General features: G+C 64.5%; 14 protein-coding genes. 7 read left to right on the top strand and 7 right to left on the bottom strand.

All coding sequences use genetic code 11. The features are described from left to right. The first annotated feature begins 32 nt into the window (after positions 1-32). The 3 genes from JOE69_RS17180 to JOE69_RS17170 are packed head-to-tail and all read left to right on the top strand — an operon-like array spanning position 33 to position 5,128. Positions 33-1,589 (top strand): ribonuclease D, encoded by a 1,557-nt coding sequence (locus tag JOE69_RS17180; RefSeq protein ID WP_309800836.1) that lies wholly within the window; start codon positions 33-35, stop codon positions 1,587-1,589. A 60-nt stretch (positions 1,590-1,649) separates the two neighbouring features. After that, complete coding sequence (locus JOE69_RS17175; protein WP_309800834.1) at positions 1,650-2,969, top strand: thiolase family protein; 1,320 nt, start codon at positions 1,650-1,652, stop codon at positions 2,967-2,969. Next, a complete protein-coding gene (locus JOE69_RS17170; protein ID WP_309800832.1) occupies positions 2,966-5,128 on the top strand; it encodes a 3-hydroxyacyl-CoA dehydrogenase NAD-binding domain-containing protein in 2,163 nt (720 codons plus the stop codon). Before JOE69_RS17175 ends, JOE69_RS17170 begins: the two co-directional genes overlap by 4 nt. Positions 5,129-5,201: 73 nt before the next feature. Here JOE69_RS17170 and JOE69_RS17165 read toward each other — a convergent pair whose 3' ends face one another. Both JOE69_RS17165 and JOE69_RS17160 read right to left on the bottom strand, forming a co-directional pair. After that, positions 5,202-5,861, bottom strand: coding sequence for a response regulator (locus JOE69_RS17165; protein ID WP_309800830.1), 660 nt, complete (start codon positions 5,859-5,861; stop codon positions 5,202-5,204). Continuing rightward, on the bottom strand, positions 5,854-7,551 hold the full coding sequence (locus JOE69_RS17160; RefSeq protein WP_309800829.1) for a sensor histidine kinase: 1,698 nt from the start codon (positions 7,549-7,551) through the stop codon (positions 5,854-5,856). Before JOE69_RS17160 ends, JOE69_RS17165 begins: the two co-directional genes overlap by 8 nt. A gap of 238 nt (positions 7,552-7,789) precedes the next feature. On the opposite strand from JOE69_RS17160, the gene JOE69_RS17155 reads away from it, so the two are divergent. From JOE69_RS17155 to JOE69_RS17145, 3 genes are read left to right on the top strand one after another with little or no spacing between them, the layout of a single operon-like run. After that, complete coding sequence (locus tag JOE69_RS17155; protein WP_296361535.1) at positions 7,790-8,599, top strand: ABC transporter ATP-binding protein; 810 nt, start codon at positions 7,790-7,792, stop codon at positions 8,597-8,599. 17 nt (positions 8,600-8,616) lie between these two features. Beyond that, positions 8,617-9,498: an ABC transporter permease gene (locus JOE69_RS17150; protein WP_296361533.1), complete on the top strand. Its 882-nt coding sequence runs from the start codon at positions 8,617-8,619 to the stop codon at positions 9,496-9,498. Further along, positions 9,498-10,565: an ABC transporter substrate-binding protein gene (locus JOE69_RS17145; RefSeq protein ID WP_309800825.1), complete on the top strand. Its 1,068-nt coding sequence runs from the start codon at positions 9,498-9,500 to the stop codon at positions 10,563-10,565. The genes JOE69_RS17150 and JOE69_RS17145 overlap by 1 nt, the downstream gene beginning before the upstream one ends. A 104-nt stretch (positions 10,566-10,669) precedes the next feature. Here the strand turns inward: JOE69_RS17145 and JOE69_RS17140 are convergent, their stop codons facing one another. Then, entirely contained in the window at positions 10,670-11,647 is a 978-nt protein-coding gene (locus JOE69_RS17140; protein ID WP_296361531.1) for an aldo/keto reductase, read from the bottom strand. Positions 11,648-11,768: 121 nt separating this feature from the next. On the opposite strand from JOE69_RS17140, the gene JOE69_RS17135 reads away from it, so the two are divergent. Beyond that, positions 11,769-13,253, top strand: coding sequence for an APC family permease (locus JOE69_RS17135; protein WP_309800821.1), 1,485 nt, complete (start codon positions 11,769-11,771; stop codon positions 13,251-13,253). Here JOE69_RS17135 and JOE69_RS17130 read toward each other — a convergent pair. The 4 genes from JOE69_RS17130 to JOE69_RS17115 all read right to left on the bottom strand — a co-directional run bounded on the left by JOE69_RS17130 (position 13,163) and on the right by JOE69_RS17115 (position 21,373). Beyond that, a complete protein-coding gene (locus JOE69_RS17130; RefSeq protein WP_309800819.1) occupies positions 13,163-13,810 on the bottom strand; it encodes a DUF402 domain-containing protein in 648 nt (215 codons plus the stop codon). The genes JOE69_RS17135 and JOE69_RS17130 overlap by 91 nt on opposite strands. Next, positions 13,807-15,780, bottom strand: a complete 1,974-nt coding sequence (gene dxs, locus JOE69_RS17125) for a 1-deoxy-D-xylulose-5-phosphate synthase (RefSeq protein ID WP_309800817.1) — start codon at positions 15,778-15,780, stop codon at positions 13,807-13,809. The genes JOE69_RS17130 and dxs overlap by 4 nt, the downstream gene beginning before the upstream one ends. Before the next feature lie 154 nt (positions 15,781-15,934). Next, entirely contained in the window at positions 15,935-18,784 is a 2,850-nt protein-coding gene (locus JOE69_RS17120; protein WP_309800815.1) for an aconitate hydratase, read from the bottom strand. 75 nt (positions 18,785-18,859) lie between these two features. Next, complete coding sequence (locus tag JOE69_RS17115; RefSeq protein WP_309800813.1) at positions 18,860-21,373, bottom strand: HAD-IC family P-type ATPase; 2,514 nt, start codon at positions 21,371-21,373, stop codon at positions 18,860-18,862. Positions 21,374-21,527 lie beyond the last annotated feature (154 nt).

Below are 21,527 nucleotides of genomic sequence, written 5' to 3'. Positions count from 1 at the left end.
TCCAGCCAGCTGATGGATAAACTGGTCTCATCATGACATTCCAAGCCGATCCGGCAGATCCCATCGAAAAACGAACCCGCGACCGTTCCGCACGGCAGAGCCGTCGCGCCGATGCCCCGGCCTCGAACCACACCGTACCGCCTGCCGATGAGCCATCGGCCACGCAGACGACGACGAAAGCGACGGCGACGAAGACGAAAGCCGCAAAAGCGACGGGCAAAAAACCACCGGCCCGGAAGGTTCCGGCGCCGGAAGCCGGAAAATCCACAGCCGAACCGGCTGCTCCGACGTCGTCGGCCGCGGTTCGATCCGGAGAACCATCCGCGGAGCTCGACCTGTCCGCCTTGCCCGAGGTGATCGAACTCGATACCCCCCGAGACGGCGTGCCCTTGGTGATCAACACCCCGGAAGGACTCGAGCGGGCTGCCCGGGCGCTGGCCGCCGGCACCGGTCCCGCCGGAGTGGACGCCGAACGCGCCTCCGGTTTCCGCTACGGCCAACGTGCATTCCTGGTGCAGATCCGTCGGGAAGGAGCTGGGACCTGGTTGATCGACCCGGAGCCGTTCGACGACCTCACGAGCATCAACGAGGCGCTCGCCGGCGTGGAATGGATCCTGCACGCGGCCAGCCAGGACCTGCCCTGCCTCTCCGAGCTGGGCATGTGGCCCAGCTCGCTCTTCGATACCGAATTGGCCGCCCGGATCGCCGGTCTGCCCAAGGTCGGCCTGGCCGCCGTCGTCGAGCAGCTGCTCGGCTTCGGCCTGGCCAAAGAGCACTCGGCCGCCGATTGGTCGACCCGGCCGCTTCCCGAACCCTGGCTGCGCTACGCGGCCTTGGATGTGGAAGTCCTCGCGGAGTTGCGCGACGAACTCGTGGAACTGCTCGAAGCCGATGGAAAGCTCGAGTGGGCGGAGCAGGAATTCCAGGCGATCCTCGACGCCGGCCCGCCCGCGCCGCGGACCGACCCCTGGCGCCGCACCTCCGGAGTGCACCAACTCCGGGACCGCCGGCAGCTGGCCGTAGTCCGGCAACTCTGGCTGGAGCGTGATTCCTTGGCGCAGAACCGGGACGTCGCCCCGGGCCGCTTGCTGCCGGATTCAGCCCTGGTGGCAGTGGCCCGGGCAATGCCGGACACCGTGCCGCAACTTTTGGCGACCTCGGGTTTCCACGGCCGTGCCGCGCAACGCGAAGCACCGCGCTGGATGCGGGCGATCAACGAGGCCAAAGCGCTCAAGGAGCTGCCACCGCTGCACCTGCCCAGCAGTTCGCCGCCACCACCGCGCGCCTGGGCGGACAAAGACCCGGCGGCCGCAGCCCGGTTCGCCACGGTACGGCCTCGGCTGCTCGCGCTGGCCGAAACCCTGAACCTGCCGGTGGAAAACCTGCTCACCCCGGACTTCGTGCGTCGGATCTCCTGGCGCCCGCCGGCCGAACTCACCGAATCCGGGATCGGCGAAGCCCTGGCAGACCTGGGTGCCCGGCCCTGGCAAATCGGGCAGACGGCACCCCTGCTCGCGGAAGCATTCCGGCATCCGGATCAGCTGCCGGCCAAAGCGAACACTGCGGCAGATCCCGAGGCAACCGACTGACGTTTCGCTTGAAGGCTATGTTACCAATGAGTAACATAGCCTTAGTGGAGCGGTGTGCCAATGGAGCCCCGCCGAACTCCTGCGAGTTTTCGACAAGAGGAGCAACAGGTGAGCCCAAAGCCACGGCAAGTCCGTGAAGTAGTCTTCGTCGACGGCGTGCGGACCCCCTTCGGAAAGGCCGGCGAAAAGGGCATTTATGCCAACGTCCGGGCCGACGATCTGGTGGTCAAATGCATCCGCGACCTCATGCGCCGCAACCCTTCGTTGCCGCCGGAACGCATCGATGACGTGGCGATCGCGGCGACGACGCAAACTGGGGACCAAGGCCTCACCATCGGCCGCACCGCCGCTCTGCTGGCCGGCCTGCCGAAGTCGGTTCCCGGCTTCGCGATCGACCGGATGTGCGCCGGCGCGATGACGGCCGTGACCACCACGGCCTCAGGCATCGGCTTCGGCGCCTACGATGTGGTGATCGCCGGCGGCGTCGAGCACATGGGGCACCATCCGATGGGCTCCGGCGCCGACCCGAACCCGCGCTTCATGTCCGAACGCCTGGTCGATCCGGCTGCGCTGAACATGGGCAATACCGCGGAAAACCTGCACGACCGGTTCCCGGCGATCACCAAGGAGCGCACCGACCGCTATGCGGTCAATTCGCAGAACAAGCTCGCCGCAGCCTACGAAAAAGGCCAGATCCAGCCGGATCTGGTGCCGGTCGCGGCGTTCAAAGCCGAGGCCGGCGCTACTGAAGCGAACCCCGGACACAGCTGGCAGCTCAACACCGCAGACGAACCGCCGCGGCCCGGAACCACGATGGAAGACCTCGCCGGGCTGCGCACCCCGTTCCGCCCGCACGGCCGGGTCACTGCGGGCAACGCCGCCGGATTGAACGACGGCGCCACGGCCGCGATCCTGGCCTCGGCCGAGGCAGCCGAGGAGCTCGGACTTCCGGTCAAGATGAAACTTGTCAGCTACGGATTTGCCGGCGTCGAACCCGAAGTCATGGGCATCGGACCGGTTCCGGCCACTGAAAAGGCGCTCAAAAATGCCGGACTCAGTATCGAAGACATCGGCCTGTTCGAGATCAATGAGGCGTTTGCCGTCCAAGTCCTGTCGTTCTTGGACTACTTCGGCATCGCCGACGACGACCCCCGGGTCAACCGTTATGGCGGAGCGATTGCGGTAGGCCACCCGCTGGCCTCGTCCGGCGTCCGCTTGATGAACCAGTTGGCCCGGCAGTTCGAAGAAGACCATTCGGTCCAGTACGGCATCACCACGATGTGCATCGGCCTGGGCATGGGCGCGACCGTGATCTGGGCCAATCCCCATTTTGTCGGGCCGCATTTCGCCGGTCAGCAGGACGAAGGAGCCGCAGCATGAACCGCACCCCCGAGCAAACCATTGGCGAGCAATTCAACAAGCTCGCGGAATTGTTCCCGAACGAGGTCGTGACGCACTCTTATCTCCGCGACGTGGCACTGCCCGATGGCAGCACCTTCGCCCTGATCACCTTGGACAACGGTCTGGACCACCAGCGCCCTACCACGCTGGGTCCGAACACCTTGGTGGAATTGGGCACCCTGCTCGAAGCACAGCGCGAACGGGCCGCCCGGGGCGAGATCGTCGGCGTCGGCGTGACCGGGAAGCCTTATTTCCTGGTGGCCGGTGCGGATCTTTCCGCGGTCGGCTCGCTCGGCGAACGCGAACAGGGCAAATGGATGGCGCAGCTGGGCCATGAGGTTTACCGGACCCTGAACGAGCTGGAGGTGCCTAGTTTCGTCTTCATCAATGGACTGGCGCTCGGCGGCGGACTGGAAATCGCGCTCAACGCCAATTACCGCACGGTGTCCACGGGCGCCGGAGCACTCGCTTTGCCCGAGGCCTTCCTCGGTCTCGTTCCAGGATGGGGCGGCGTTTACTTGCTGCCGCGGCTGATCGGTCCGGAGAACGCGGTTACCGTGATGGTGGAAAACGCCTTGAACAACAACCGCACGACCTCCGGGCCGCAGGCCTTCCGCCTGGGCATCGCCGATGCCTTGTTCGAACCCGCTGATTTCCTCGAGCAGTCCATCGCCTGGGCGGCCAAGGTCATCTCCGGCGAAATCACCGTGCAGCGGCCGAACGCGGTTTCGGATCCGTTGACCGAAACCCAGTCGGCAGCCTGGGATGCCGCGGTCGCCAAGGCCAAGGCGATCGTCAAGGCCAAGACCTCGAACGCCGCTCCGGCGCCATTGCGGCTCATCGAATTGTTCGAAAAGGGCAAGACCTGGAGCAAGGAGGAGTCCTTCGCCGCGGAGGACGACGCGTTGGCCGATCTGATGCAGACCGACGAATTCCGGGCCACGGTGTATGCCTTCCTCGACCTGGTGCAGAAACGGGCCAAGCGGCCCGCCGGGGCACCGGACAAATCGCTGGCCAAGCCGGTGACCAAGGTCGGCGTGGTGGGCGCCGGGCTGATGGCGGGACAGTTCTCGCTGCTGTTCGCGCGGCAGCTCAAGGTGCCGGTGGTGATGACCGACATCGATCAGGCCCGCGTGGACAAAGGCGTGGCCTACGTGCACGGCGAAGTGGACAAGCTGCTGGCCAAGAAGCGGATTTCGCCGGATGCGGCCAATCGGACCAAGGCCCTGGTCACCGGTTCGGTGTCGAAGCAGGCCTTCGCCGACGCCGACTTCGTGATCGAGGCGGTCTTCGAAGAGCTGCAGGTCAAAAAGGACGTCTTCGCGGAACTCGAAGAGATCATCTCGGAAGACTGCATCCTGGCGACGAACACCTCTTCGCTTTCGGTGACCGCGATGGCCGAAGGGCTCAAGCATCCGGAACGCGTGGTCGGCTTCCATTTCTTCAATCCGGTGGCAGTCATGCCGTTGCTGGAGATCGTGCGGGCGCCGGAAACTTCCGACGCAGTGCTCGCCACGGCATTCCAGACCGCCAAAGCGTTGAAAAAGAATGCCGTGCTGGTCAAGGATGCCGCAGCCTTCGTGGTCAACCGGATCCTGTTGCGCCTGATGGGCGAGATCGCCAAGGCTTTCGACCAGGGCACCGACGCGAAAACCGCGGACACCGCATTGCGTCCGATGGGCTTGCCGATGACTCCGTTCAGCTTGCTCTCGATGGTCGGCGTGCCCGTGGCGCTGCATGTTTCGGAATCGCTGCACGCTGCCTTCGGCGACCGATTCTGGGTCTCGCAGAACCAACAGCGGCTGATCGATGCCGGCAAGAAAGGCATCTGGGAAATCGGCGAGGACGGCAAGCCGTTCGTCCCGCAGGAGACCCTGGACCTGCTCGAATTCGGCGACACTCCGATCAGCGGCGAAGAACTGCTCACCCGCACCCAGGACGCCTTGGCCGAGGAAATCGGCTTGATGCTCGATGAGGGCGTCGTCGCAGCGGCCGAGGACATCGACCTGTGCATGATCCTCGGCGCCGGTTGGCCGATGTACTTGGGCGGCATCACGCCGTACCTGGACCGGGTCGGGGCTTCGGAACGGGTCAACGGCAAGCGGTTCCACGCTCCGGGAGTCGCTTCCCGGGCCTAGTCCCCCGCGATGAGCGTTGACTTATGGCTGGTTTGGGCTTCTGATACCAGCCATAAGTCAACGCTCGTCCGTTTTAAGGCCGGGCGGAGTATTGGTGTTCCGGCCGCCCCGCGGTTCCGTAGCGCAACGAGACTTCGACCGCGCCGTCCTCGACCAGGGCGGAGAGGTAACGTTGCGCCGTGGCCCGGGAGATGCCGACGTCGGACGCCACCTCCGCTGCGGTGCGCTTGAGCGCACCGGCCCGCTCCAGCGAGCCGACGACTGCCTGCTCGGTCACCGAACGCGGTTTGGCCGCGCTGTCCACCGGATGCAGTTGCCGCAGCGCCCGCTCCAGACCTTCCTGGTCGATGCTGCCGACGGCGCTGAGCAACCGCCGGTAACGCGCGTATCCGCGCAGCTTGGCAGTCAGCACTTCAGCGCCGAAGGGTTTGATCAGGTAGCCCAGGGCGCCGCGCCGGATCGCCTTGTGCACCGAGTCGGAATCGCTCGCCGCGCTCAGCACCATCGCGTCCACGTCGAGATTCCGGAGCACGTCCAAGCCGTTCCAATCCGGCAAATACACATCGATCAGCACCAAGTCCGGACGCAACGAGGCCACCGCCCGCAGGGCTGCCTCGCCGCCGCCCACCGGTTCGAGCGCGATGAACCCCGGCGTCGCCTCGACGTAGGCATAGTGCAGCCGCGCCACATGGAAATCGTCGTCGACGATCAATACCCGAAAATCCTCAGTCAACCTGGCCCCCCATGATTGTCTCTTCCAAAACCCGTTCCATCCGGGCAACGAAAACCGCGCCCGGACCACCGGGCGTCCCGGCGGAAAGCAACCGCAATTCACCGCCGCCCAGCCGTGCCAATTGCCTGGCCAAGCCCAGACCGATGCCTTCGCCCCGGCCGGCGGAGTAGCCGGCACCAGCGCTGGAAATCCCCTCTTCGAACAGGCTGCCGCGCAGCTGTTCCGGAATCCCGTCGCCGGAGTCGGAGACCGTCAGGTGCAAGGTGCTGCGGTCGCTGAGCAACTCGACCTCCACCCAGCGGTCCGGCGAGGTGCCCTGCACCGCTGCCGTGATCGCATTGTCCACCAGATTTCCCAGGACCGTGGTGACGTCCTGGGCGTCCGCCAACGGGCTGTGCAGCAAGGTGTTCTGCCCCAGCCTCAAATTGACGCCGCGCTCGGCGGACTGGGTGCTTTTGGCACCCAAGAAGGCCAGTAGGAAGGTGTCTGTGAGCAACCCCCCGTTTTCCAAAGGATACTTCAACGGGCCGGTTTCCAAGGTCCGGCGCAAGTAGGCGGAAGCTTCGGCCGGCTGTCCGATGTCCAACAGGCCGGACACCGCATGCAGGCGGTTCGCGAATTCGTGCCGTTGCGCGCGCAAGGCCTGGCTCAGCGTCCCCACCGCATCCAATTGCCGGCTCAGTTCCTGGACGTCCGTTCGGTCGCGGACCATCACGACCCAGCCCAGATCCTGCCCGGAATGGATCACCTTGCGGACCGACACGATCAGCACGGTGGCGCCGACCAGCATCTGAGCGCTCTCCTGGCCGGATTCCTGTTCCAGTAGCGCCAGCATCGCCGGCGGGAAATCCAATTCGGTCAACGGTTGGCCCGCCGCCTCCGGAAGGTTCAGCAACCGCTTGGCTTTGTCATTGCAAATGGTCAGCCTGCGGTCCGCGGATACCCCGATCACTCCTTCGTCGACCCCGTAGAGCACCACTTCCTGGTCTTTCACCAATTCGCCGATCTCCTCCGGTTGCAGGCCCAATGTCACCTTGCGCAACCGCCGCATCAACAACGCCGAGCCGCCGGCGCCGAGCAGCACCGCGAAACCGGCGACCGCGACGATCGGACCCACCGAAAGCCACATCGCGTCGAGGATGTCCGTGGTCGAATATCCGACGCTGACTTCACCGACGATCTCCCGGTCCGCGGCATACACCGGGACCTTGGACCGCACCGACGGACCGAGCGTGCCGACCTCCTGGACCGTGACCTCCTCGCCGCTCAACGCGGCGCTGGGGTCGGTGCTGACCATCTCGCCCAACCGGGACGGATCCGGATGCGCCAGCCTGATCCCATTGCGATCGGTGACCACCACGAAAAGCGCATCGATCCGGGCCCGGACTACTTCGGCATGGGCCTGCACCGGACCGGCCGGCAGGGTACTCGGATCCGGCGGTGTCCGGTCGGCATCCAGAATCCGCTTCAGGTCCTCGTCTTCGGCCAGGCTCTGCGCCACGGCCAGAGTCTTGGCGCCGACTTCGGCGACCAGCCGCTGGTACGTCAACCACCCGTAGATGCCGCTGGAGAGCAGCATGATCAACAAGATGATCGCAATCTGTTGGATCAACAATCGGCTGGAAAAGCTCATCCCACCCGGTTTCGGCAAGCTGCGCCGCCGCCGGGCGAAGGCATCGAGAATACCCACTCCATGCCCCTTTGCACCGCAGTCGATCCCGGAAAGTTTTCTGCGCCAATAGTATGCGCAATACCGGACCCTGACGATCTGCTCGCGCACAAGCGGATCAAAGCGCGTAATGAGCAGAATCCGGATTTGCGCACACAACCATTGCCGGACCGCATCCGCGGCCTAGGCTCATCCCAGCTTTGCATGTGACTCAGCACACATTTCTGAAAGAAAACTGAACGAAAGGACAAAGATGTCCATGAGCACTCCATTGATCGAACTGCGGAACGCCACCAAACGTTTCCCCAAAACCGGCGGTGGCATCCACACTGCGATCCGCGAGGTGAACCTGCGCGTCGAGCCCGGCGAGTTCGTCGCCCTGGTCGGCCCCACCGGCTGCGGGAAGTCGACCGCGCTCTCCTTGATCTCCGGCCTGCAACCGGCTTCCGAAGGCGAAACCCGGGTCCGCGACCAAGTCGTCGAAGGGATCCCGGAAGGCATCGGATACATGTTCCAGACCGACGCCACCCTGCCCTGGCTCACGGTCCTCGACAATGTGGCCTCCGGGCCGCGCTATCGCGGCATCGGCAAGGCCGAAGCCCGGGAAAACGCCAGGGATTGGGTACAACGGGTGGGTCTGGCCAAGTTCGAAGGCTATTATCCGCACCAGCTCTCCGGCGGCATGCGCAAACGCGTGGCTTTGGCACAAACCCTGGTCAACAACCCGGAAATCATCTTGATGGACGAGCCGTTCAGCGCCCTCGATGTGCAGACCCGGCAGTTGATGCAAGCCGAACTGCTGCGGCTGTGGTCCGAGGCCGAGTCCGATTCCGCGGTGATCTTCGTGACCCACGACTTGGAGGAATCCATCGTGCTGGCCGATCGCGTCGTGGTGATGACCGCGAGCCCGGCCTCGATCAAGGCCGACTTCGCGGTCGATCTGCCCCGGCCCAGGGATGTCGAAGAGATCCGGCTGACTCCGGAATTCCTGGACATCTACCGCCAGGTCTGGGACAGCCTGCGCGAAGAAGTCGAAGTCGCCCGCGCCGCCGTCGCGGTCGCCGGTTGAGCGCGGAGGATCAAACCATGACAAGCATCATCACGCGCCCACCGGTGCTCGCTCAGGAAACCGAACAGGACCTGATGAACCGGGTCCGGGCCAATGCCCGGAACACCAGGCTGCGGATCTGGGGGCTTCGCGCCGCCCTGGTCGCGATCTGGTTGGGCAGCTGGGAGATCACGGCCAATATCGTCGGGCTCAGCGGGACATTTTTCATCTCCCGGCCCTCCTTGATCTGGGAACGGCTGGTCCAGTGGTTCACCGTCGGCACCCCGGTGGGCAGCATCTGGGAGAACATCGGCTACACGGTTTCCGCAGCGGTGCTGGGCTTCATCCTCGGCACCATTACCGGCATCGTCGTCGGCGTGTTCTTGGGCCGGAACCGGTTCCTGGCCGAAGTCCTGGCCCCGTTCATCAAAGCATCCAATGCGATCCCCCGGATCGTGCTTGCCGCCTTGTTCATCATCTGGTTCGGCAGCGGAATCAACTCCAAAGTCGCCACGGTCTTCGTGCTGGTCTTCTTCGTGATCTTCTTCAACGCTTTCACCGGCGCCCGGGAAGTCGACCAGAACGTGATCAACAACGCCAGGATCCTCGGCGCGAGCAAACGCAAAGTGCTCACCTCGATCGTGCTGCCGAGCGCCACGAGCTGGATCCTTTCTTCCATGCACACCGCCTTCGGCTTCGCGTTGATCGGCGCGATCGTCGGCGAATACGCCGGCGCGAAGCGCGGCATGGGGCTGCTGATCAACCAGTCGCAAGGCTCCTTCGACACCGCCGGGATCTTCGCCGGCATGATCATCGTCACGGTGATCGCACTGCTCGCCGAGTGGATCCTCACGGTGGCGGAAAACAAACTTCTGAAATGGAAACCGTCGCAATCCGGTTCCCACACGAAAGGACTCTGATGGAAATCCGCAAACTCTACCGTGCTGCACGAACCGGCCGTCGGCTGAAACTGGCCGGCGCCGCTCTGATCGCTGCAGCAGTCTTGTTCAGCACCGCCGCCTGCGGCGGGAATGCCGGCGGGAACGGCAACAGCCCAGAAGTCTCGATCATGGTCGGCGGCTTGAACAAGGTGATCTACCTGCCGGCCAAGTTGACCGAACAGCTCGGCTACTTCAAAGACGAGGGGCTCAACGTCACGCTGCTCGAGGAGCAGTCCGGGGCGAACTCGACCAATGCGGTGCTCGCCGGGCAGGTCAACGGCGCGGTCGGTTTCTACGACCACACGATCATGGTCCAGCCGAAAGGGCAGTGCATCCAATCCGTGGTGCAATTCGCCAACATCCCCGGCGAAGCGGAGGTGATTTCCACCAAGAACGCGGCGGCTTACCAATCCATGAAGGACCTGGAAGGCAAAAACCTCGGGATGACCTCCTTCGGCTCGTCCACCGACTTCCTGACCCAGGCGCTGGCCGGCCAGGCCGGAGTGCAGAACTACACTCCGGTCAAAGTCGGCGCCGGACCCACGTTCATCGCGCAGTTGCAGCAGGGCAGCATCGATGCCGGGATGACCACCGACCCCACGATCGCCCAGCTGGAAAGCAGCGGCGAAGGCAAAGTACTGGTGGAAATGCGCACCGCGGACGGCACCAAGGCCGCGCTCGGCGGGCTCTACCCGGCGTCCTCGCTCTACATGAGCTGCGACTACGTCCAGAAGAACCCGGAGACCGTGCAGAAACTCGCCAATGCCCTGGTCAAGACGCTGCGCTACATCAATGCCAATGACGCTGCGACGATCGCTGCGAAAATGCCTGCGGATTACGCCGCTGCAGGCAAGGAACTCTACGAAAAATCGGTCAACGATTCAAAGGGCATCTTCAACCAAGACGGAAAAATGGATCCGGAAGGAGCCAAAAACGTGTTGCGGATCCTGGATACCTACGCCGCGGACCTCAAAGGCAAGGGCGGCTCGATCGACATGTCCAAAACCTACACCACGCAATTCGTGGACAAGGTCCCGGCCGGCTGAACTAGCCTGACGAGTTGAACCGGCCCGGCTTCCCCGTCGAGCGGCCAGTTCTGCAGGTTCTCCGGGCCGGATAACCTGCAGAGCTGGCCGCTCGGCCGCAGGAATCAGAACAACGCGACCTTCGGCGTCTTCGGGAAGATCAAGTCCAGCGCGGACAGGTCCGCGGCGCTCAGTAGCACCGAGGCGGCCTGCGCATTGGCCCGGACCTGCTCGGGCTTGGTCGCCCCCGCGATCACACTACCGACCCCGGGTTGGGCGGCCAACCAGGAGAACGCGAGGTCCAGCTCGCTCACCCCGCGCTGCTTCGCGAATTCGCTGAATTCCTGCAATTGGCCCCAGTCCGCGTCGGTGAGCAGGTTGGTCCGTGAATGCGTGAGCCGACTGCCCTCCGGAGCCTGGCCGGCCCGGTATTTTCCGGTGAGCAGACCATTAGCCAGCGGGAAATACGGCAGCACGCCCAGGCCGAATTGCCGGGCGGCCGGCAGCACTTCGAGTTCCGCGCGGCGATCCAAAAGGTTGTAATGGTTCTGGGCCGAGATGAACGGGGCATAACCGCCGATCTGGGCCTCGTAGGCGGCCTGGGCGATTTGCCACCCGGTCTGGTTGGAGTGCCCGAGGTAGCGGACCTTTCCAGCCCGGACCAGATCGTCCAACGCGGCCAGGGTCTCTTCGATCGGGGTCACCCCGTCCGGGCTGTGGTACTGGTACAGGTCGATCCACTCGGTGCCCAAGCGGCGCAAAGATGCTTCTGCCGCCTTGACGATATAGCGCCGGGATCCGCGGGCCGACCAGTCCGCTCCGTTGACCCCTTTGGCGTCCAAACCGAACTTGGTCGCGACCACTACGTCGTCGCGCCGCCCGCTCAGGGCCTTGCCCAGCATCTCCTCGCTGACCCCCGGCGTTTTGCCGTAGACATCGGCGACGTCGAAAAGCGTGATTCCGGCGTCGATCGCAGCGTGCACGACGGCGTCGGTGCCGGCCTGGCTCTCGGTCACGGTTCCGGGCCGGCCCAGATTGTTGCAGCCCAGTCCGACGGTGGAAACGATGAGTCCGGAATTGCCCAGCGGGCGGTAATCAGTCATGGCTCCAGACTACTAGTCGGCAATCGGGTGGAAACTGGAGGTCCGGCGAAAAGTAAATGAATGTGATTCTGCTCACAAGAATTTGCTACCCGTTGGACAGCTGACCGAGGACGCTGGACGAATGACTGATTCAGCCCGTCTCAAAGGGAACGTCCTCGGCACAGCCGGTGTCGCCCTGATGGTGATCGCCGCCGCCGCACCGCTCTCGGTTCTCGCCGGAGTCGCACCGCTGGCATTGAGCATCGGCGGCATCGGCACACCAGTCGTCTACCTGGTCGCCGGAGCGGTGCTCGGCTTGTTCGCGGTCGGATTCATCGCCATGGTGCCCTTCGTCCGTTCCACCGGAGGCTTTTACGGCTTCATCGCGGCGGCATTCGGCAGGCGGGCCGGAGTCGGCGCCGCGATCGTGGCGGTGGTCTCCTACAACGCCTTGCAGATCGGGCTCTACGGCCTGCTCGGCGCCCAGGCGAGTTTGATGTTCCGGAATCTGTTCGGTTGGGACGTGCCTTGGATCCTGCCGGTACTGGCCACCATCGCGGTGGTCTGGTTCCTGGGCTTCCGCGGCATCAACACCGGTGCGCGGGTGCTGGCCCTGGTGCTCGCCGCCGAGACCGCGATCCTGGCCCTGCTCGCGGCAGCGATCTTGTTCCGCGGCGGAGCCAACGGCATCGGCCTCGAGTCCTTCTCGCCCGAAGCGATTTTCGCCCCCGGGATGGCGGTCATCCTGACCGTGGCGTTCGCGGCCTTCCTGGGCTTCGAATCCACCGCACTGTACCGCGAGGAAGCCAGGAACCCGAACCGCACGATACCGCGCGCAACCGTGGTCGCGATCGCCTTTCTGGCCCTGTTCTATTCCTTCATCACCTGGTCGATCGTGCAGGGTTTCGGCGCTGCCGAAGTGCAAGCCATTGCCGGCGAAGAATTGGAAGGTCTCTTCTTCGGCGCGATGGAAATCTACCTGGGCCCCTGGGCCTCGGCCGCAATGTCCATTCTGATCGTGATCAGCATCTTCGCCTCGCAGCTGGCGATCCACAATGCCAACAACCGATACTGCTACAGCCTGGCCAAAGACGCGATCCTGCCGCCCTTGTTCGGCAAGGTGCATCCGACGTTCCGGACTCCCTACGTGGCTGGCCTGCTGCAATCCGCACTGGCCTTGGTCATCGTGCTCAGTTTCGCTGCGGCCGATGCAGACCCGTTCCTGCAGCTGATGCTCTGGATCAACTCGCCCGGCCTGGTCGGGATCAGCAGCTTGCAGGCGCTGACCGCGATCGGCGCAGTGGTCTTCTTCGCCAAACGCCGGAGTTCCGATTCCCGTCCGGCCGTGATCATCTGCTCGGCGATCGCCGCCCTGTGCCTGATCGCCACGACTACGACCCTGATCCTCACCCTGGCGACCTTCACCAATGCGGACTTCGGCACCAACGCGGTCTTCGTCGCGATCACTCCGCTGAGCTTCCTGCTCGGCTTCCTTTTCCTCGGCCGCCCGAAACGGGCCGCCGCAGTTCTGCCCGATCAGCCCGGCACGGAACCGCGCGAGACTTCGGCCAGCGACGCTTCGCCGAGCGACGTTTCGCGCAACGGGGCATCCCAGCCCAAGCCTTGAGCCTTGCCGCGCCAAACCGCATCGCGGCCGTCGAATGGCGGCACCCCGGCAAGCACGTCCCGGTATACCGCGGCGCAGGCTTCTTCCATCCGGGAGATGACTTCTGCAGGGTAGCCGTAGCGCACCTGATGCTCGGCGAATTCATCCTCGTCGTCCACCCAGGTTCTGCCATCGGCGATGATCACGTCCAGATCCATGTCGATCAGCGTCATCTCCCAGCCGTTCCCGCGGTCCAGCTGATGCCAGTCGATTCCGGTGACGATGTCCACGTAGAGGCTGCAGTGGTCAGGATGCCGTTCATCGTAGAACGTGGCCACCCATTCGCCGGTGAACGGCACCAGCAGCACCGCCGGCGACTCGGCCAGGAAGCCCGAACCGGGTTTCGCCACGAAGGCGCCCGTGGCCTGGTGCACCCAATGCCCGATGTCATCGCTGCCCAGATACCGGCCGGGCACCGTCCAGTGCGAACAGCCGTCCCACTTCCGGTTTCGGGCGACGACCAAGTCGCCCAGTGCCGGCGCGGTGCCGAGCCCGGCGCGCTTGGCTGAGGCGGTCACAGGGTGGGCAGCTGTCCGGTATGCGTGATCTGCTGACCCGGCAACGGCCGCGCGAACGGGACCTTTGCACCGAGAACCTGCGCGACGACGTCGTGCGCCACTTTCTGCGCGGTCAGTCCGATCCGCTCCAAGACTTCTCCCCTGGTCCCATGGGCCAGGAACTCCACGGGCAGGCCCACTTCGTTCAGCGCGGTGTCCACCCCGGCCGCCCGCATTTCCTGCCGGATCCGGGAACCGACTCCGCCGGCCCGGACCCCGTCTTCGATCACGATCACGATGCGGTGCTCTGCAGCCAGCCGGACTACCGACTTCGGCACCGGCAGCACCCAGCGCGGATCGACCACGGTGGAGGAAATCCCCTGCGCACCGATCAAGTTGGACACTTGCAAGGACATTTCGCTCATCGCACCGACCGAAACGATCAGCACGTCGTTTTCCGTCGAACCGGCCGGTCGGCGGCTCAGCACGTCGACTCCGTCGTCGAGCCGGTCCAAGGCTTCCACCTCGGCGCCGACGGTGCCTTTGGAGTAGCGGAGCACACTCGGCGCATCGGCGATCTGCACCGCTTCACGCAGTTCTTCGCGCAACCGGGTGGCGTCCCGTGGCGCGGCCAGATGCAGTCCCGGCACGACCTGCAGAATCGACAGATCCCACATGCCGTGGTGGCTGGGCCCGTCCGGGCCGGTGACCCCAGCCCGGTCCAGGACCACGGTGACGCCGGCCTTGTGCAGCGCGACGTCCATCAGCAGTTGGTCGAAGGCCCGGTTGAGGAACGTCGCGTACAACGCGACCACCGGATGCAGCCCGCCATAGGCCATGCCGGCCGCAGTGGTGAGCGCATGCTGCTCCGCGATGCCGACGTCGATCACCCGGTCCGGGTGCCGCGCGGCCATTTTGTGCAGGCCCACCGGGATCAGCATCGCCCCGGTGATCCCCACGATGTCCTGCCGTTCATCCGCGATCGCGGCGATCTCGTCGCCGAACACTGACGTCCAGGACTGCCCCTTGGCAGAGTCCAGAGGCAAGCCGCTTTCCGGATCGATCACGCCCACCGCGTGGAATTGGTCTTCTTCGTTCGCCCGGGCCGGCGCATAGCCGCGTCCCTTTTCGGTCATCGCGTGCACGATGACCGGGCCGGCGAAGTTCTTTGCGGTCTGCAGTGCGGATTCCAGGGACTTCTGGTCGTGGCCGTCGATCGGGCCGATGTACTTCATGCCCAGATCCTCGAAGAGGCCCTGCGGTGCCCACCAGTCTTTGACGCCCTTTTTGGCCGCATGCAAGGACTTGTACATGAACTGGCCCAACGGGCCGCCGTTCTGCAGTTTGGCTTTGCCCCAGCCCAAGGTGCTTTCATAGGCGCGGTGCGTCCGGACCGAGTCGATCGCCGGGCGTAAGGAACGCAGGTGGTCGGCAAGGCCGCCCACGGTAGGCGCGTAGGAACGCCCGTTGTCATTGACCACGATGACTACCCTGCGGTCTTTGTCCGCGGCGATGTTGTTCAAGGCTTCCCAGGTCATGCCGCCGGTCAATGCACCGTCGCCGACCACCGCGACCACATAACGGTCGCCTTCGCCGGTGAGCTTGCGCGCCCGGGAAATCCCATCAGCCCAGGACAATGAGGATGAGGCATGCGAACTCTCCACGATGTCGTGCACCGATTCGGCGCGTTCCGGGTAGCCGGAAAGGCCACCTTGCTGGCGCAGCGTGGAGAAGTCCTGCCGTCCGGTGACCAGCTTGTGCACATAGGACTGGTGGCCGGTGTCGAAAACAATCGAGTCCCGCGGCGAGTCGAAGATCCGGTGCACCGCCAAAGTCAGTTCGACGACACCCAGATTGGGGCCGAGATGGCCGCCGGTCTGCGCCACGTTGCTGATCAGGAAATCGCGGATCTCTTGAGCCAGCTGGAGCATCTGCCCGTCGCTGAGCCGGGCAAGGTCCGCCGGATGGTGGATCGTCTCCAGAAGTCCCATCGTTCCCCATTTCCTGTGTCTGCGCTTTATGCCTCAGCTAATAGTTTACTTCGTGTCCATCTGTGCTTCGCTGCCGAACGACCGAAGGACGGCTCGCTCTGCGAGAGCCAGCCGTCCTTCGGACCATTCAGGGGTTATTTGCCGCGAGCAACGCTCAGCTGTTCGCGATCTGCCGGAGCACGTACTGCAAGATGCCGCCGTTGCGGTAGTAGTCCGCCTCGCCGGGCGTATCGATCCGCACCACGGCATCGAAAGACTTCTCGGTGCCGTCCGCCTTGGTGGCGGTGACCTTGAGGGTCTTCGGCGTCCGGCCTTCGTTGAGCTCGGTCAGACCGGTGATCGAGAAAGTCTCGGTTCCGTCCAGGCCGAGCGTAGCGGCGTTCTCGCCTTCCGGGTACTGCAGCGGGACGACGCCCATGCCGATCAGGTTAGAGCGGTGGATCCGCTCGAAGCTTTCGGTGATCACGGCTTTGACGCCCAGCAAGGCGGTACCCTTGGCCGCCCAGTCGCGGGAGGAGCCGGAACCGTATTCCTTCCCGGCCAAGACCACCAGCGGGGTGCCCGCGGCAGCGTAGTTCTGCGCGGCATCGTAGATGGTGGTCTGCGGGGCGCCGTCCTGAGTGAAGTCCCGGGTGAAACCGCCTTCGACCCCGGCTCCGTCGTTCTCCGCGGCGAGCAACTGGTTGCGCAGGCGGATGTTCGCGAAGGTGCCGCGGATCATCACTTCGTGGTTGCCACGACGGGAACCGTAGGAGTTGAAGTCCTTGCGGGCCACGCCCTTTTCCAACAAGTACTTTCCGGCCGGGCTGTCCGATTTGAACGATCCGGCGGGCGAGATGTGGTCCGTGGTCACCGAGTCGCCGAGCGTTGCCAAGACCCGGGCACCGGTGATGTCCTGGACCGGGGTCAATTCCATGGTCATGCCTTCGAAGTACGGCGGCTTCTGCACATAGGTGGAATTCGCATCCCACTCGAAGGTATTGCCTTCCGGCGTCGGCAGGCTCTTCCAGCGGTGGTCGCCTTCGAAGACCGAAGCGTAGCTGTCGACGAACATCTCTTTGTCGATCGAGTCGTCCATGACCTGTTGGACTTCGACCGGGTTCGGCCAGATGTCGCGCAGGAAGACGTCGTTGCCGGCTTCGTCCTGGCCCAGCGGGTCGACGTCGAAATCGAAGTCCATGGACCCGGCCAGGGCGTACGCGATGACCAGCGGCGGCGAGGCCAAATAGTTCATCTTCACGTCCGGATTGATCCGGCCTTCGAAGTTCCGGTTGCCGGAAAGCACCGCAGTGACGGCCAGGTCGTTGCCCTGGATCGCGGCGGAGACCTCTTCTTCCAGCGGCCCGGAGTTGCCGATGCAGGTGGCGCAGCCGTAACCGACGGTGAAGAAGCCGAGCTTCTCGAGGTAGGGGTTCAACCCGGACTTCTCGTAGTAGTCGGTGACCACTTTGGAGCCGGGCGCCACCGAGGTCTTGACCCAGGGCTTGGAAACCAGGCCCTTCTCCACCGCGTTGCGGGCCAGCACCGCGGCGGCCAGCATCACCGAGGGGTTGGAGGTGTTGGTGCAGGAGGTGATCGAGGCAATGGTCACCGCGCCGTGGTCCAGCTCGAATTCCCGGCCGTCCGCCATATTGACCTTGGCCGGGTTCGAGCTGCGGCCGAAGGCTCCGTTCGCAGCCGAAACCAGAACCTTGCGTTCGGAATCCGTGGCGTGGTTGTCCGCGTGGTTGAAGGACGGCGAGTCCGAGGCCGGGAAGCTTTCGGCCAGCGATTCGTCCACGCTGCCGTCTTCGATGTCCTCATGGCCCACCGCGACATAGTTGTGCAGATCCTTGCGGAACTGCTCCTTGGCGTCGGTGAGCTGGACCCGGTCTTGCGGACGCTTGGGTCCGGAGATCGAAGGAACCACAGTGGAAAGGTCGAGCTCCAAGTACTCGGAGAACTTCGGCTCTTTCGAAGGGTCGTGCCACAAGCCCTGTTCCTTGGCGTAGGCCTCGACCAGGGCGACGTTTTCGTCCGAGCGTCCGGTCAGCTTCAAGTACTCGATGGTGACCTGGTCGATCGGGAACATCGCAGCCGTGGAGCCGAATTCCGGGCTCATATTGCCGATCGTGGCGCGGTTCGCCAACGGCACCTCGGCGACGCCTTCGCCGAAGAATTCGACGAACTTGCCGACCACACCGTGCTTGCGGAGTTGCTCGGTGATGGTCAACACCACATCGGTCGCGGTGGCGCCGGCCGGAATGGAGCCAGAGAGCTTGAACCCGACCACGCGCGGAATCAGCATGGAGACCGGCTGGCCGAGCATTGCCGCCTCGGCTTCGATGCCGCCGACGCCCCAGCCGAGCACGCCCAGACCGTTGACCATGGTGGTGTGCGAGTCGGTGCCGACCACGGTATCCGGGTAAGCGCGCAGCACGCCGTCGACCTCGCGGGTCATCACGGTGCGGGCCAAGTACTCCAGGTTGACCTGGTGCACGATGCCGGTGCCCGGCGGGACGACCTTGAAGTCGTCGAACGCGGTCTGGCCCCAACGCAGGAACTGGTACCGCTCGCCATTGCGCTCGTATTCGATTTCGACATTGCGTTCGACGGCGTTGGCGGTGCCGAACACGTCGATCTGCACCGAGTGGTCGATCACCAGTTCGGCGGGGGCGAGCGGGTTGACCCGGGTCGGGTCGCCGCCGAGTTCTTTGACCGCCTCGCGCATGGTCGCCAAGTCCACGACGCAGGGCACGCCGGTGAAGTCCTGCATGATCACCCGGGCCGGGGTGAACTGGATTTCGGTATCGGGCTGGGCGTTTGGGTCCCAGTTGGCCAAAGCGCGGACATGGTCCGCGGTGATGTTGGCACCGTCTTCGGTGCGCAACAGGTTTTCCAACAAGATCTTCAAGCTGTACGGCAGGTCGTTCGATCCCTCGACCGAGCTCAAACGGAAAATCTCGTATTCGGTCCCGGCGACATTCAGTACGCCTTTGGATCCGAAGCTGTCCACTTTACTCACAACAGGACTCCTCTCGCCTCAGCTTTTATCTTTGTCTCGCGAGAGTCAGGTCGCTAGTTAGGTACGCCTAAGCAATTACTCCCGTTCGGAGACGGCACCACGGCGTTTGAGGATCCGGTACAGGATTTCGATCACCGCACAGCCAAGAACCACTACTCCTATGGTAACCGCCAACAGGGTTCCGCTGGGCACCGCGAGCGCGAAGAAGGTCCGCGAGAACGGCACCACGAAAACCAGGACCAGCAACAGGAACATCGCGCCCACCAGCAGCGCCCGCCAGCGGTCGAACGGCCGGGCGAGCACCGCGAGCACCCAGAGCGAAAGCAACAGGATCGTCATGGTCGCCGCCGTCCGGCCGTCCTGCAACTGGCCGGCCGGATCCAGGCTCGCGTCCGGGAAGGCCCTGGAGAAGCTGTAGACGCCGATGATGCAGGCCGCGATCACGGCACCCACCGGGATCGAGAAGGACAACACCCGGCGCAGGAATCCCGGCTGGTACCGGCGCTTGTTCGGCAGCAGCGCCAGGAAGAACGCCGGGATGCCGATGGTCAGTGCGCTGGTGATCGAGAGCTGCCGGGGCAGGAACGGGTACTGCCAGAGCAGCACCCCGATTACCAGGGAAATGATCACCGCGTGCGCGGTCTTGGTCAGGAACAGGTTCGCCACCCGCTCCACGTTGGCAATCACTCGGCGCCCTTCGGCCACCACCCCGGGCATCCGGGAGAACTGGCCGTCCAAAAGCACCAGACGGGACACCGCCTTGGTCGCGGCGGCACCGGAACCCATCGCGATCCCGATGTCCGCGTTTTTCAGCGCGAGCGCGTCGTTGACGCCGTCCCCGGTCATCGCCACCACATGGCCGCGCTTCTGCAAAGCCAGCACGATCGACTTCTTCTGTTCCGGGGTGACCCGGCCGAGCACTTGCTCCTTCGCCAGCACTTCGCCGAGTTCGTCGAGGTCCTCGGGCAGCTGCCGGGCGTCGTAGCCCTGACCGACGTTTTCGAAGCCGACTTCGCGGGCCACCGCTGCCACGGTCCGGGGGTTGTCCCCGGAAATCACCCGCAGCTGCACGCCCTGCTCGCGGAAATACGCCAAGGTTTCCCCGGCGTCCGGACGGACTTTCTCGCGGAAAGTCAGGATCGCCACCGGGACCAGCGCCGCCGGGATCGCCTCGTCTTCGATCCGCTCGCCGCTGTTGGCCAGGATCAAAGCACGCAAGCCTTTTTCAGCCAGGCTGCCGGCTTGTGCCAGCGCTGCCCGGTGCTCCGCGGCTCCGGCATCGAGGACCATTTCGGGTGCGCCGAAGACCCAGGTCGAAACCCCGTCACCGGCGGCGCCTTCGGCTTCGAAGCACACCGCGCTCCACTTCCGCGCGCTGTTGAACGGAACGCTGGACAAGGCCGGCTTCGTGGGCCCGGTGTGGTACTCGACGGCGAGGCAGGCCGCGGTGGCATTCGCGTTGTCGTCCGCGCCGATCCAGGCCAACGCCGCACGCCAGCCCGGCACATCATTGAGCTGCTGCTCGGCGTCGAACACGATCTCGCCTTCGGTGAGCGTGCCGGTTTTGTCCAGGCAGACCATGTCCACCCGGGCCAGCCCCTCGACCGCAGGCAATTCCTGGACCAAAACCTGGCGCCGGGCCAAGGTCATCGCGGCCAGGCCGAAGGAGATACTGGTCAACAGCACCAAGCCTTCCGGGATCATCGCCACGATCGAGGCGACTGCGGAGACCACCGCTTCCTTCCAGTCCCCGTTGCCCAGGGCCACTCCCCAACCGCCTTTGGCCTGCATCTGGCCGTTGATCACCAGAATGATGATCGGCACCAACGCCCAGGTGATGTAGAGCACGATCTTGTTGATCGAGTTGCGGATCTCCGAGTTCACCAGGGAAAACCGCTTGGCCTCGGCGGTGAGTTTGGAGGCGAAGGACTCGATGCCGACCCGCTGCACCCGCACGGTGCCGGATCCGGAAACCACCGCGGAACCAGACAGCACCTCGTCGCCGGGGCTCTTGTCGATCGGATCGGACTCTCCGGTCAGCAGCGACTCGTCGATTTCCAGGCCCGCTACGCTGAGCACTTCGGCGTCCGCCGGCACCTGGTCTCCGGTGCGCAGCACCAGGACATCGTCGTAGACGACGTGTTCCACCTGGATGTCCTGGACGACGCCGTCGCGCAGCGCCCGGGCTTTGGGCGCGTTGAGCACGGCCAACCGGTCCAGGGTGCGCTTGGCGCGGTATTCCTGCACGACGCCGATCGCGGCGTTCGCGATCACGATGAAACCGAAAAGCGCATCCTGCCACTTGCCGACCAGCAGCACGATCACGAGACAGATGCCCAGCACGATGTTGAACAAAGTCAAGAGGTTGGCGCGCAGGATCTGGCCGATGGTCCGGCTGGAATCGTTCGGCACCGCGTTTCCCAGGTCCAACGCGAGCCGCTCCGCGACCTGGCCGGAACTCAGCCCGGACGCGGCCAGCGTCGTTTCGTCGACGGCGGCAAGCTGCTTTTTGGCCGCCGCCATCGACTCGAGGCGAGCGCGTTGTTTGACTTCGGCATGACTGGGCGCGGGGCGAGTTGAGCTGCTCATATTAGGTTCAACTCTATGCGGTTGCCGGAACCCGGAAATCACTCTTGAGTATGAATTAAGCCCAGCCACCGGGAGTAGACAGGGCTGTTCGGGAAGCCCGGACGCCGGCGGCCCGGGGCGTCTCCGGTTATCCACAGTGCTGCAATGGCAGCTT

The sequence above is a fragment of the Arthrobacter russicus genome, assembly GCF_031454135.1.
In the GTDB taxonomy this organism is placed as follows: Bacteria; Actinomycetota; Actinomycetes; order Actinomycetales; family Micrococcaceae; genus Renibacterium; species Renibacterium russicum.
The sequence above is the reverse complement of the archived record's forward strand: the minus strand, read 5'-3'. Positions and strand labels throughout refer to the sequence as shown.